General features: G+C 36.4%; 9 protein-coding genes and 5 pseudogenes. 9 read left to right on the top strand and 5 right to left on the bottom strand.

Annotation, left to right across the window (positions count from 1 at the left end; all coding sequences use genetic code 11):
• Positions 1–802: 802 nt before the first annotated feature.
• The 3 genes from WAZ07_RS25505 (at position 803) to WAZ07_RS25495 (ending at position 5,108) form a co-directional block, all read left to right on the top strand.
• The gene (locus tag WAZ07_RS25505) at positions 803–2,272 is read left to right on the top strand and encodes a TROVE domain-containing protein (protein ID WP_336474636.1); all 1,470 of its coding nucleotides are present in this window, start codon (positions 803–805) and stop codon (positions 2,270–2,272) included.
• Positions 2,273–2,324: 52 nt separating this feature from the next.
• Complete coding sequence (locus WAZ07_RS25500; protein ID WP_336474635.1) at positions 2,325–2,828, top strand: cytoplasmic protein; 504 nt, start codon at positions 2,325–2,327, stop codon at positions 2,826–2,828.
• A 276-nt stretch (positions 2,829–3,104) separates the two neighbouring features.
• Positions 3,105–5,108, top strand: coding sequence for a serine hydrolase (locus WAZ07_RS25495; protein ID WP_336474634.1), 2,004 nt, complete (start codon positions 3,105–3,107; stop codon positions 5,106–5,108).
• A gap of 371 nt (positions 5,109–5,479) precedes the next feature.
• Here the strand turns inward: WAZ07_RS25495 and WAZ07_RS25490 are convergent, their stop codons facing one another.
• Both WAZ07_RS25490 and WAZ07_RS25485 read right to left on the bottom strand, forming a co-directional pair.
• Positions 5,480–5,764 (bottom strand): hypothetical protein, encoded by a 285-nt coding sequence (locus WAZ07_RS25490; protein ID WP_336474633.1) that lies wholly within the window; start codon positions 5,762–5,764, stop codon positions 5,480–5,482.
• A 69-nt stretch (positions 5,765–5,833) separates the two neighbouring features.
• Positions 5,834–5,983 (bottom strand): hypothetical protein, encoded by a 150-nt coding sequence (locus tag WAZ07_RS25485; RefSeq protein WP_336474632.1) that lies wholly within the window; start codon positions 5,981–5,983, stop codon positions 5,834–5,836.
• A 623-nt stretch (positions 5,984–6,606) separates the two neighbouring features.
• Here WAZ07_RS25485 and WAZ07_RS25480 point away from each other — a divergent pair.
• From WAZ07_RS25480 to WAZ07_RS25465, 4 genes and pseudogenes are all read left to right on the top strand, one after another.
• Positions 6,607–8,098, top strand: a pseudogene (locus WAZ07_RS25480) (amino acid permease).
• 46 nt (positions 8,099–8,144) lie between these two features.
• Positions 8,145–9,467, top strand: coding sequence for a 4-aminobutyrate--2-oxoglutarate transaminase (gabT, locus tag WAZ07_RS25475; protein WP_336474631.1), 1,323 nt, complete (start codon positions 8,145–8,147; stop codon positions 9,465–9,467).
• 36 nt (positions 9,468–9,503) lie between these two features.
• On the top strand, positions 9,504–10,946 hold the full coding sequence (locus tag WAZ07_RS25470) for an aldehyde dehydrogenase family protein (protein WP_336474630.1): 1,443 nt from the start codon (positions 9,504–9,506) through the stop codon (positions 10,944–10,946).
• Between the two features lie 26 nt (positions 10,947–10,972).
• Positions 10,973–11,332, top strand: a complete 360-nt coding sequence (locus tag WAZ07_RS25465; RefSeq protein ID WP_336474629.1) for a DUF3870 domain-containing protein — start codon at positions 10,973–10,975, stop codon at positions 11,330–11,332.
• 507 nt (positions 11,333–11,839) lie between these two features.
• Here WAZ07_RS25465 and WAZ07_RS25460 read toward each other — a convergent pair.
• From WAZ07_RS25460 to WAZ07_RS25450, 3 genes and pseudogenes are all read right to left on the bottom strand, one after another.
• Positions 11,840–12,472 carry a type 1 glutamine amidotransferase family protein gene (locus tag WAZ07_RS25460; protein ID WP_336474628.1) on the bottom strand — a complete coding sequence of 211 codons (633 nt, stop codon included), beginning with the start codon at positions 12,470–12,472 and terminating at the stop codon, positions 11,840–11,842.
• Positions 12,473–12,583: 111 nt separating this feature from the next.
• Positions 12,584–12,787, bottom strand: a pseudogene (locus WAZ07_RS25455) (helix-turn-helix transcriptional regulator); the annotation flags it as partial.
• A 50-nt stretch (positions 12,788–12,837) separates the two neighbouring features.
• Positions 12,838–13,015: pseudogene (locus WAZ07_RS25450) on the bottom strand (IS4 family transposase); the annotation flags it as partial.
• A gap of 969 nt (positions 13,016–13,984) precedes the next feature.
• On the opposite strand from WAZ07_RS25450, the pseudogene WAZ07_RS25445 reads away from it, so the two are divergent.
• A pseudogene (locus tag WAZ07_RS25445) lies at positions 13,985–14,086 on the top strand (IS6 family transposase); the annotation flags it as partial.
• A 17-nt stretch (positions 14,087–14,103) separates the two neighbouring features.
• Positions 14,104–14,347: pseudogene (locus WAZ07_RS25440) on the top strand (septum formation initiator); the annotation flags it as partial.

The raw sequence follows: 14,347 nt of genomic DNA, 5'->3' as shown, positions 1-14,347 counted from the left end.
GTATATCCGCTAGTTAGTCTAACACATTATTTTCATACAATCTAATGTAATTAAATTGTGAAATACAGAAGCTTTAAGATTAATAGACGAAAAAGATAAGATTTTTCAGAAGTGCTAATAATTGCCAAAATTTTGATTAACGAGTATAATGAAATCAATAAGTAATAAAAAAAAAAGGGCAGTGTAGGAAAGAATTTCTTCGCCTGTTAAGCGGTAGGTCGCAGGTTCGAATCCTTGCCTCCCCCGTCGTTTTATAAACATAGGGGGAGTAGCTCAGTTTGGTAGAGCAACATATTGAGTCTTTCCGCCTATCTCCCTTTTCTTCGAATCTATAATTCATACTTTATAGATTTGGGCAGTGTAGAGAAGGATTTCTTCGCATTAAAAGCCGTGTGTCATGGGTTCGAATCCCATCCTCTCGATTTTGGGAGGTAGCTCAGTGGTAGAGCAACGTAACGAGCCTTTTCGCTTATCTCCCAAATCTTTAAACATTACATATAACAGGAGCAGTGTAGATAGCTCATACTTCGTTTGCTAATATGAAACGCTATCGATGCGGTAAGTTCCGCACCGAATTAGTACTTTTCTTTGATTCATAACACTAAGCTAAGCGTCATATAGGAGCTGGGTTTGCGGGGCTCGATTCCCGTTTCTCTGAATAAATTGTCAAAGCAGTTTAACTGTTCCTGTTTCCGATAGTTCCGAAGTGTTAGGAATGAGTGAAAAGAGCAACGTATATACGTTGCCTTTTTTATTTGTATTTCAACCAGTAGTGTCAAAAAATCTCTGGGGGTAAATCATAATGTCAAAGTTTAATCATTCTTCTCAAGGAAGCCGTCAAACGTATACAAAAGAGGGCGGAAACGCTTATAAAATGTATGATAAAGATAAATTAGTTACGATGGTATTAACATCTTTCTTTAATGAGCCAAAATTTTATGGCGATAACAGTGGAGAATTAGTTACTACTGCAAAACAAATCATGGACAGAGACCCTAAATTTGTTGCAAATTTAGCAGTGTATGCACGTGAAGTGTTCTACATGCGTTCTGTTACACATGTCTTAGCAGTGGAACTTGCTAACCACCCTGAAGGTCGTAAATATGCTCGTCAAACGGTTTCTCGCATTGCACAGCGACCGGATGATGTAACAGAAATGATGGCATATCAATTAGGTGTATATGGCCGGAAAAATCCAATTCCAAACTCTTTGAAAAAAGGGTTGGCAGATGCCTTTGCTACGTTTGATGAATATCAATTAGCAAAGTACAATAGGACAGGAAAAGACGTTACATTGAAAGATGTATTTCGTTTAGTCAGTCCATCTGCAAAAGAAGGAACAGAACGTTACGAACTTTATAAGCGTTTGTTAGAAAACACACTACAAGTACCATATACGTGGGAAACACAACTTTCCCAAAAAGGAAACAAAAAAGAAGTATGGGAAGAATTAATTGATAGCGGGAAAGTGGGGTATATGGCCTTACTTCGTAATCTTCGCAATATCGTAGATTCAGATGCAGCAAATATTGATACAGTATATAACATTCTTCGCGATCCTGAGAGAGTAAAAAAATCAAAACAATTACCATTTCGTTTTTTCTCAGCCTATCGCGTCGTGCAAGAAAAATTACCACAAGCAGGAAGTGAATTGTTAGATGTATTGAATGACGCAATTGAAGCATCTGTTACAAACATGCCAAGGGTATCAGGAACAACATTTATGACAGCAGATATCTCAGGCTCTATGACATATAATTCTGTCTCAAAAGATGGAACCGTTACATGTGCAGATATTGCTACACTTATGATGGCAATGGCACACTCTTTCTGTGATAATTCGATTACATCTGTATTCGCAACGGATTTCAAAGTGATAAATGTTTCTACTCGTTCTGGCATTTTAGAGAACATGAACACATTTTTATCAGAAGTTAATAAACACGGATATGGAACAAACTTATATCTTTCTATCCAATATTTATTAGATAACAAAATCAAAGTTGACCGCATCCTTGTCTTCTCTGATGAGCAAGTGTACGGAGATGAATATGAAGGCAATTCTTTACAAATTCTTCTTGAAACATATCGCCGTGAAGTTAATCCTGATGTTTGGGTTCACTCCTTCAATTTAAATAGTTACGGTAACCAACAATTCGTAGGTGGGAAAACAAACTTAATCGGTGGTTGGAGTGAAAAAAGCTTGGATTTCATCCGTTATGCAGAAGAAGGAACAGGTTCTCTTATCTCAGCTATTGAAAACTATCAATAATTTTGTTACAACATCTTTATTCAGAAGTATAGATTGGAAGGTGATTCACCAAATGAAGTTTGGTGAAAATATTCATTTAGTAGAAGAAGTAATGGACTTTATTCATAATAGTAAGATCTTTAATAATAAAAATGTTAATACTACTGATATACAAGTAATAAATGACTTTGATGAGGCACAAAATTTTGCTTGGTCACAAAACTTAAGTGAAGTGGATACGGTATGGGAGGATGTTAAATCACTAGAAACAGAAAGTATCATAGAAAAGGTCTATCATTTAGGTTTAGCTTTGCAGCAAGAAGAATTATATGAATATTTTGGTGGCTATGAGAATTACGCTAATCATTTTCTACCCTTTGATTACATAGGTATTCATGAAGAAGTTGAAGGGGACCTCACAATGTGTGCTTTAAACCGATTGGTGAATGGAAAAACAGATAATTTTTATGAAAGAATTTTTGATATATATAAACAGGGAGGATGGCCTTGTGGGTGGAAGGATACATATCCTGATGGGGAAATGATTGTGTTTGTACCATCCACCAGCCATAAATAAGTAATGAACAGTATCATCAAAACCTTGATTGGCTATATGCCTTTCAAGGTTTTTTTATTAAAAAATAAATAGGAAGAATGTAGGCAATAGTAGAATGCTTAAAGAAAATGAATCAATTAGAACTATTTCGCAGCGATTTGATCAAACTTTTTTATAAAGATACAGAAGTGTAAAATTGGAAAAATAATATAAATAATGGTAAGATATGGTTGTTGTGTCCGAATCAAGCATACTGTGAAAATAATCAATACATCTAGTTTTAAAGGGGGAATTAATTTGGAAAGAAGAAGTAATAGAATTATTAATCATTTTCGAAGTTTATTAGTTATAAGTCTATGTTTCTTTTTAGTCTTTTTGGGTAGTAACAACTCAAAGGCTGAAACAGTTTCTTCTATAGCATTACATGCTAAAGATGTAGAAGCTTTCACAAATAAAGTAATTCCAGAGAAAATGAAAGCAGAAAATGCACCTGGTGTAGCTATTGTAGTTGTCAAAGATGATCAAATTCTATTTCAAAAAGGGTACGGTTTTTCCAATAAAGAACAGAATATTCCCATTGACCCCAAAAAAACAGTTTTTCGATTAGCGTCAGTATCAAAGGTTTTTACTGCTAGTGCTGTAATGCAGCTAGTTGAACAAGGAAAAATCGATTTAAATAGAGATATAGTAAATTATATGGGGGGATTAAAGTATCAAAATAACATGGGTGAACCAGTTACAATGAACCATTTACTCACCCATACAACAGGTTTTGATTACGTAGATCCTAGACCAGGGGATATTCATTATCAAACTAATGAATATACAAAACTTAAAGATTATGTAGAAGAAAATATGCCCACGGTAGTAAGAAAACCAGGAGATACGTACACATATGATAATTTTGCTTCTATGCTTCAAGGATATATTGTTCAAAATTTGACAAACACACCTTTTTATAAATATATGGCTTCAAATATTTTTTACCCTTTAGAGATGCAAAATAGTAGTTTTGTTATGACTAATTTTATCAAAGATAAGCTTGCAACAGGATACGATGGAAAAGGTAATGCCATCCCATTTTATGAAATAAGACCGACGGACATGCCACAAGGAAGTATGTTTTCCACAGGAAGTGATGTAGCCAATTTTATGATTGCTCAATTGAATGGTGGTAAATTTAAAAATAAACAAATACTAAAAAAAGAAACTGTTCAAGATATGCAAAAAACAAAATTTGCGTTACATCCAAAATATCCAAATATGGCATATGGATTTGAATTCTTTTCACCGCAAAGTCATAATGGTCAATATGTTTTTGGAAAAGGTGGAAATATACCAGGGTTTTCTTCTTTAATGTGGTTAATTCCTGAACATAAAATAGGTGTTTTTGTTGTTACGAATAAAGATGGCTCGTCACTTCCTTATGAATTATTTGATGAATTTATGAATCACTATTTTCCAGACAGAACGAAGCCAGAGTATTTAAAACCTAGCGAAGAAGAGTTAAAGAAATTTGAAGGTGTTTATCGTGATTTGCGGGTAAAAAATCTTATTACACATGTAAAAATAAGTGAAGGAAAGTTATTTGTAAGTGATAAAGCATATGGTAAACAGGAATTAAAACAAATAGATCCTTTACTATTTGAAGATGAAAAAGGTAATTATATGGCGTTTAAACTTCACACAGATGGCACTGTAAAAGAAATGATACACTGGAACTCTGGTAGTTCAGCTGTGAAATTAAGTGAGCCTAAGAGATTTCAAGATGTAGAGGCAAATCATCCATATGCTAAATTTATAGATCCTTTACACCAATATGAGATATTAAAAGCAAATAAGGAAGGAAATTTTGTTCCTGAAGCCCCTCTTACACGTGGAGAATTTTCATATTGGTTATCTCAAATTGCTTACTTTACACCACCTTCAAAAAAGGACCCTGTATTTTCTGATGTAAAGGGCCATCAGTATGCATCCCATATTCAAAAATTATATGAACTTGGTATTTTATACGAAAAAGAAGGGGAACAATTTTATCCAGATCGCGCTATTACTAGACAAGAAGCAGCATGGATTGCTTGGCATTATTTAAAAATGCTAGAAGCACCGCCAGCAGACGCTACTTTAAAGGGAGAAACTGATGATTGGGCAATAGAGTCTGTCAAAAACATTGTAGGTCATCGTTTAGTTGGACCTGAGGTTATATATAATGAAGATGGATCAGCAGATTATTTATCGAAACAAATAATGAAACGACAAGAGGCAGCTGCTTTGTTATTTTATGTTATGTTATCTAGTTAATTTGCTTCAAATATAGATTAACAAAAATACTGTAGTCTCGGAGAAAGGCACTTAAAAAGTGCCTTTTCTTTATGAAAAACTCCAACGCTAAGTATGGGAGCTTTTCATAAACATATAGGAATGGGATGAATAAAGATGTCATACGGTCACTATAACGTGATAAAATTTATAAATTTGAAGCTATTGTATGACGAGACTTGTCGGAGGGTCTTTATTCTATGTCGAATCGCCGATATATTCTAAAGAACGATCGATATATGTTAAAAATCGCCGATATATTTGAAAGAACGATCAATATCGCATTATCGATTGATGGAGATAGGGTATGAGAATGTTAATCAACATGACAAAAGGACTGCGGGGCAGTCCTTTTAAACATGTTCATCTGCCTGATCTAGCAGATTTGCGAGTATCATGCTATTCTCTTGGTCGGCATCGTACTGCACAATATCGTCATACTCAAACAGTTCGAAGGTTTCATCAAATTCCCGCTTCATGAAGTTGATAAATTCTTTAATGTTTTCTCCTATTTCTTGATTACGGCGAAACTCCATCATAATTGCTCTAAATCGGTGGGGCGGAATTTCGCATTTAATGTGATACGATTTGCTAATGCCAAAAGAATCTTTTGCATCGTATAAGTTGTATGTATACACCAGAGGGTCATCTCCTTTCTTATATGATGTGTATATTGTTCCATGATTGAATGAAATATTCATTGGTTATTAAAAAAGAGTCACTACTATGCCGTAAATTGATAATCCAATGAAAGCCGGAATACCGACAATAACAATTTGTTTGACATTTTCATACGCTTTCGGTTCTACAAGAGGCAAATCTTCTTCCTCCATTTGCCGATATTGTTCTCGTTTCATATGATCCCGCCTTTATCCCGCTATTCGTGGGCAGTAATACTCCCACCTCAAAATTCAGCGAAAACATTGTCCAGCTCCAGTGGCTAGAATGTTCGGTGGCTTCGCTTCTTCCTACGAGGTAAAAAACCCCTCTACGTCAGAAGTTCCATCCCCCTCACATTCTGAACGAGCCACTTCCGCTTTTCTTAAGAAGTTAGGTGGGAGATAAACTGCTGGCATGCGCCCGATTGGTGAGGGCTGATAATCAGTGGGGGATGAAAACCCCTCTACTGATGGAAGTTTCACTTTATGGTTGTGTGATAATATATTCAACCAAAGCGGTTTGTGACAGTAGTGATTTTACTGAATTTAAAATAAATCTTGAATATTCAGTATATTTGTATTATTATTGGTTTATTATCGGATGACAGTGATTAGCCTCCCTGCAAGCCCGAATATTGCTATGTTGAATTTAATAGTGAGCAATTGGCTTCTTTCCACTTGAACTTCCTTAGCAGGAAGACGAGCCATAGGGATAGAGACAGTAAAATCCAGTGTAATTCTTTACATTGTTTTTCTGGCTCTTTTTATTGTTTCTATAAATAGGATTTTTAGAAAGCGTTATCAATGCCGGGCAATTATGTATGCTAGAAGGATTTGTGAAAATCAATATTTATAGGTTGGTGATCTTTTTGGGTAAAGAAAAAAATGAATTGCAAAAAGACTTAAAAACCAGGCATATAACAATGATTTCAATTGGCGGGGTTATTGGAGCGGGATTGTTTGTAGGGAGCGGGATTGTTTGTAGGGAGCGGGACAATTATTCAATCAACGGGTCCAGCAGCAATCTTGTCTTATATTATTGGTGCTTTAATGGTTGTACTTGTGATGCGGATGTTAGGGGAGATGGCTGCGGTTAACCCTGATAGCGGTTCTTTTGCAACGTATGCTCATAAGGCAATTGGACCGTGGGCAGGTTACACAATTGGTTGGTTATATTGGTTTAACTGGGTCATTATTATCGCAATTGAAGCGGTATTGTTAGGGGCGATGGTCACTAATTGGTTCCCTTCTATACCAGCGTGGATAGCTAGTCTTTTCATGATTATGTTGATGACGATTACGAATATTTATTCTGTAAAGCTATATGGAGAGTTTGAATATTGGTTAGCTTTTATTAAGGTTGCGGCGATTCTTATCTTTTTAGGGTTAGGAATTGCGATGATTTTTGGCATTGTCCCTGGTGTGGACAGGCCGAATTTTTCGACAATCGCTGAAAACGGGGGCTTTTTTCCAAAAGGGATTGTTCCTGTATTGCTGAGTGTTGTATTTATTTCCTTTTCTTTATCTGGGAGTGAAGTAGCTGCTATTGCGGCGGGGGAATCGGAAAATCCAGAGAAAAATGTTATTAAAGCAATTAACAGTGTAGTATGGCGTCTTATGCTATTCTTCGTAGGTTCTGTAACAATTTTGGCTATTTTTATCCCGTGGAACAATGCGGAGTTATTGAAGCTTCCTTATGCAAGTTTGTTCCGGATGGCAGGAGTGCCTGCTGCTGCGGAAATTATGAACGGGGTTGTGTTCTTGTCCTTGCTGTCTGTTTTAAATTCAGGATTATATACAAGTTCTCGTATGTTATTCTCGCTTTCGAAAAAGGGAGATGCTCCTTTTATTTTTTCAAGATTAAACAGTAAAGGTGCACCAATTTGGGCGATAGTGGCAAGTGTATTATTTGCATTCATTTGTGCGATGCTGAAGTTTATATCTCCTGATAAACTATTTGCCTTTCTAGCAAATAGCTCAGGCGGCGTTACGATGCTTATGTATATGTTTGTTGCGGTGTCTCACATTCGCTTAAGACGAGAAGCGGAAAGAGAGGGCACGGGGAAATTAAAGGTGAAAATGTGGTTATTCCCTTATCTCACATACGCAACGCTTCTGATGATTGTTACGATATTTGTTTCGCAAGCATTTATCGCGGATATGCGCATGCAATTTTATTTGACGATTTTAGCTGCTGCTGTGGTGATAGTATCCTATTTTCTAAGAGTTAGAAATAAGCCAGCAGTTGTTAAGGATGATAAAGCGGGATTTCCAATTTTAAAAGGTTCGGAGATTGGTTTAGAGAAGGACTAAGTCGTATGCAATGCAAAATAAAAAATGAAAAAAGGGGTATGTTTCAATGTTAAAGGACAATATTGTAAATACAAAATCTGCTATTTTACATGAAAGAAGAAAAAATGCGGTACCTGCGGGTCCATATAATATTACGAATTTGTATGTGCAATCAGCAAAAGGAGCCATCATTACTGATATAGATGGTAACGAATTAATCGATTTTGCAGGCGGGATTGGGATGCAAAATATCGGGCATTGTCATCCGAAGGTAGTAAAAGCGATTCAAGAGCAAGTGGAATCTTCCATTCATACTTGTTTTCATGTAGCACCGTATGAAAGTTATGTTGCGTTAGCTGAAAGATTGAATGAATTAACGCCGGGTAATTTTAAGAAAAAAACAATGTTTGCAAATAGCGGAGCGGAAGCGGTTGAAAACGCAGTGAAAATTGCTCGGAAAGCTACGGGGCGCAGTGCGATCGTTTCGTTTGAGCGTGCCTATCACGGACGGACACTGATGACAATGTCTCTTACGAGTAAAGTAAAACCTTATAAACATGGATTTGGTCCGTTTGCACCAGATGTATACAAGCTGCCTTATCCATATTATTACCGCGCAGAAGACGGGATGACGACTGAAGAAGTGGATGAGCAGATTTTAGCGTATTTCGAACGTTTTATGTTAGAGGAAGTAGCAGGTGATAACATTGCAGCAATTATTTTGGAACCGCTTCAAGGTGAAGGTGGGTTTATCGTCCCAACTGCTACGTTTATACAAGGAGTAAGAAACCTTTGTGATAAATATGGAATTGTCATGATTGCAGATGAAATTCAAACAGGCTTTGCTCGTACAGGAAACTTGTTCGCAATGGATCACTTCGGGGTAGCTCCTGATTTAATGACATTTTCAAAGTCAATTGCTGCAGGGATGCCGCTTAGCGCCGTGACAGGAAGAGCGGAATTAATGGATGCGCCAGGCCCAGGGCAGCTTGGCGGCACTTTTTCAGGAAGCCCGGTTGCTTGCGCGGCTGGCCTAGCGGTTTTAGATGTCATTGAAGAAGAAAACTTAGTAAAACGTGCCCGTGTAATCGGTGATCGTATGATGGAAGTATTCAATAGCTGGAAGGATAAATATGAGTTAATTGGCGATGTGAGAGGTCTTGGTGCGATGACGGCTATGGAACTTGTAAAGGATCGAAATACGAAAGAACCAGCAACAGAAGAAGTGAAAGCAATTATGCAGGAAACTCATAACAAAGGTTTAATTACAATAAGTGCTGGTATTTATAGCAGTGTACTTCGTTTCTTACCGCCGCTTGTTATTACAGATGAACAGCTTGAAGAAGGATTAGCTATTCTTGAAGTGGCAATTGCTAGGGTATCCAAATAAGAAACAATAGTTATATTTCCAGCTGGGGGTAGGAAAATGAAGTTTTTCAATTATATAAATGGGCAGTGGAAAGAGCCATCCACTAATCAGTATTCAAAAAACTATAATCCGCATAATGGAGAAATAGTAGGAGAATTTCCATTAAGCGCAGCAGAAGATACACAAGCAGCCATTGCTTCTGCGAAAGAAGCCTTTCACAATTGGCAAAGGTTATCGTTTCAAGAACGGGCCAGTTATTTATGGAAAGCAGCAGCTATTTTAAAAGAACGAGTGACGGAAATCGGTTATGACTTGACGAGTGAAGAAGGAAAAACACTCGCTGAAGGGATAGGAGAGACGAAGCGGGCGATTAGCATTCTCGAATACTATGCAGGAGAAGCGAATCAGCCGATGGGAGAAATCATTCCGTCGGCCAATCCGAAAACGATGCTCTACAGCAAACGAGTAGCAGTTGGACCGGTAGGGTTAATTACACCGTGGAATTTCCCAATTGCCATTCCGGCATGGAAAATGGCTCCGGCGCTCATTTACGGTAATACCGTTGTCATAAAACCGGCAGAAATTACACCGAAATCTGTATATCACCTTGTGAATGCTTTTCACGAAGCGGGGATTCCTCCCGGTGTTATCAATTGTGTATTTGGGAAAGGTTCAGTAGTCGGAACAGAATTAACAGAAAACCTGGATATAAAAGCAATATCCTTTACTGGTTCTAATAACGTCGGAAAAACAATTCAGCAAACGGCTACTGCGAATGGGAAAAAAGTGCAATTAGAAATGGGCGGAAAAAATCCACTCGTTGTATTAAAAGATGCTGATATTCATAAAGCAGTCGAGATTGCGATCAGAGGTGCATTTATGTCAACAGGCCAAAAGTGCACAGCGACAAGTAGAATTATCGTTGAAAAGGAAATTTATGAGGAATTTCGCAATGAACTCGTCCAGCGTACAGAAGCTTTTACAGTTGGCAATCCATTAGAAAAGGATACATTTATGGGACCATGTGTATCTGAAAACCAGCAGCAATCTGTTTTAGCAATGATTGAAGCAGGCAAGAAAGAGGCGTCACTGCTTTGCGGAGGCAACGTACCAAAAGAAGAGGGGCTACAACAAGGATTTTATGTGTTACCGACTATTTTTGAAGACGTACCTCACGATGCACGCATTGCGAAGGAAGAAATTTTCGGTCCTGTTATTTGTTTGTTTAAAGTGACCAATTATAAGGAAGCGATTCACCTCGCTAATGATACAGAATATGGGCTGAGCGCATCCATTTGTACAAATAATCTAAGCCTTGCCCAGCAATTTATTGATGATATGGAAGTCGGAATGGTTCACGTAAACTCAGAAACAGCAGGAGCAGAGCCGCAAGTTCCGTTTGGCGGAATGAAACATTCCAGCGCTGGACCACGCGAACAAGGGAAAGCAGCTGCAGAATTTTATACAAGAATGAAGACCGTATATGTAGATCAAGTATGATGACAACATAATAATGGGGGATGAACATGCGGAAAGGAACTTTTTTCATGGCTGGACATGCGAGACTTCCGAAAGGGATGGCTGTGCGCAGCGTCTATGAAACACTAACAATTACAATAGAGGCAGATCACAAATATCACGTAATTATCGAATCGTCATGTACCCTTGCGACAGGACACGGACGAGACTTTATTTCGCAAATTTTAAGAGGATATAGTTTACGAGATGGCATCGAAGACATCATTGAAGAAATTTCCTATCATTATCAAGGAAAAGCACAAAATGCAATTATTAGCGCTTTAAAAGATTTGTACCGCCAATATACAAGTTATGTAAACGGCGAAAAACCGCAGGAGGAGTATGAGGAAATAGATTCGATAAAGTAGCTTTTAAAAACTTCTTTTTTAGGGAGGACGAGAGCATCTGACCGCGCATAGAAACGGTCAGGGCCCGTTCCTACCACATGTCAGGTTTAAAATATGTTGTATTAAAATGGATATATAAATTATGAAACTGCCGAGTTTATTGCACTTTATTGTTTAAAGAGCATTCGTAAACGAGAGCCAGTTGTATTTCTGCTTATTTGCTGAGCGGAATATAACTGGTTCTTTTATTTTCATAAAATAAGGGGGCAGGAAAATGTCAAAAACAAGTGAAGATCAAGGTAAGAAAATAAATATATTAAGTGAAAATAAAGTTGTTTGAAAAATTATTAAGACCTAAATCGTAAAGTTACCAGTTCTATCTTATAACAACTTCAGGAGTGCTTTGTAAGTTCTTCACTTCCATAAACATTTTTAAGTTATATACAAAAAAACATGCTTTGACATCGTCTAAAGCATGGTAATTATTTAAACGAATATAAAACTGCTAAGTTGCTTTTTTTAGCTCATCTATTTATTCAATGAATTCATTAACTGGAAGAAGTATTCAGGTTTATGAGTTTTATTTAGGTTATACCATGAATGTAATGTATCTGGTGCAAATACATCTAATTTTTTCAGTACTTCCATCGCAAATTCCAGAGGAGCTACTCCTGATGCAGTAACTAAATTCTCATCGGATACCACAGGTCCCATCTCATGAAATTTTTCACCTTTATAATTAGGACAGACCATTTTAATATACGCTAAGTGATTGCTTGTATGCTTTCTAGAATCTAAGTATCCCATATTTGCGAGGCCCTCAGTTGCACCACAAATTGCGGCAACAATAGTGCCAAGCGTTAAAGCTTCGCCAATTTTTTTCAAGATAGGTTGATGAATATCTTCTCTCCAAGTATTCCCTCCAGGTAAAATGAAAAGATCTTTACTCTCAAGAGTACATTCATCGAGGGAAATATCTGGTTTTATGCTCAGACCTCCCATTGTAGTAATAATTTCTTTATTAACTCCTACTGTAACTACTTGTAAAGGTGCTAAATCTTTTTTGAAATATCTTCCTGAGTTTAGTTCAGCAATTAAATATCCATATTCCCAGTCTGACATTGTATTAAATACATAAAGATACACTTTTTTTGTTTGCATCTAGTAACACTCCAATCACAATTGATATAGCCTATTATAAGATAACTTCCCTGACAGCTAATGTCAGGGAAGTTATCTTACTTGATGAAATTTTATTAATTCTGACAGAATTTCAATAAAATTGTTCAATAAAGAGTATCCAGCGTTATGTCCTGTGTCTGAAATTATAGGTACACCACTTGTTGAAAGTGTATCAATATAACGATACACAGTCCTTATATGAATCTCTAACTTTTCTGATATTTGTTTTGCAGTAATTTTTTCACTTGAACTAAGCATCCATAGAATTGCTAGTATATTGTCAATTTTAGGCATATAAATCCATCTCTATATCGCATACTTTATTTATTATCTATTATAAATAAAGTATGCGATATATTTCTACTTAACCAGGCACATAGGACTCCTAGGTCTTGTGCATGATATTTGCTTTTTCGTTGGACAAATCTTATTTCTCTAGCCAACTGTTCTAAAACATGTGGTGATATATGGCGTTGTAATTCTTTAGAAACAATGTAGTTTATCAAAAATTTCTAGATTCATAAAAAGTGTCATCTTTTCCTATGATTCTACAGAAAGAATAGCGTATTTTTCATTTGAAGGAAATTTAGTTTTGTTAGCTTGATAGCGATGTGTCGGAACCCCGAAAAGAAGTTCCTTTTTTCTGAAAAATGTATATAAATACAAAATTAATGATAAATATCCAAAGTGATTTTATATTCCCTTAATTTATTCCTTTCCATTTACATCAATTATTTATTACAACAGCTTTCACGTCTAAAATAAGGTGTTTCAAAAAAGGAAAATATAAGTATTTTTATACACCTCACCATATCATTCCGGGAATTCTGTCCGTTTAGACACATTTTCGTCGCAATTACCCCCTTTTGCTGTACGCTAAGAGATACTTGTTCAGAAAATCTTATGTTTATGAACAGAGGGTAAAACACAATAATATCAACGTTTTCTAGCTATAATCATGTTCATAAAGTGTGTAAACAAATCAATGTTCAATTAAACTTAGGTTTTTATCTGTCTAAATATGTATTCATCTTTATAAAATACTGTAATGATAAGGATTTGTAGTCCTTAGCGTACAATGTTCCCAGAATGATACAGTGACCTCTTATAATGAGTTCCCAATATAATCAATGTGTTAATCGAAGGAACTCTGTGTTATTTTTGATTGTCTACTAACTAATACAGCTTCAAATAATGGACACAATTGCTACATGCCAAGTGTAATTTATTATCCATTCAAAAATTCTGTTTATTCATTCTTTCTAAAAATAAAAAAAACAATAAACTCATAAATATACAAGTTATAATGGGGGCGTCGAGAGATAATCTATTACCTCCGGAGAAAATATCAAACCTGGTTCTGGTGCAAAAATTCTAAAGACCTTGCAAGTAATCTTCTAAAATTGAACATACTGATACGATTACTCTAAAAAAGGTGTGTGATCAGAAGGGAAATTTACATGAAAATGGAAGCGTTATCAGCCGGATCTTATTTTGTTAACAGTACGTTGGTACCTGCGGTGTAACTTAAGTTTTCGTGATGTAGTAGAAATGATGGGGGAACGAGGATTATCCTTGGCTCATACCACGATTAAAGGAGGAATTATTATATGAATGGGAATACTGCAAAAACAATAGAATTTCAAGCTGAAAATACTGCAGTAAAAAATGAGAAATATCCAGACCCTAAAAAGTGGCATAAACAGGATACTACCTGGGCATTGAGTCTTTTTGGAACAGCAATTGGAGCAGGAGTACTCTTTTTACCTATTAATGCAGGTGCAGGTGGTTTATTATCATTACTGTTAATTACCGTACTTGCATATCCTGTAATGTATTACTCACATAGGGCGC

The sequence above is a fragment of the Bacillus bruguierae genome, assembly GCF_037104725.1.
Lineage (GTDB): Bacteria > Bacillota > Bacilli > Bacillales > Bacillaceae_G > Bacillus_A > Bacillus_A bruguierae.
This window is presented reverse-complemented; position numbering and strand designations above follow the sequence as displayed.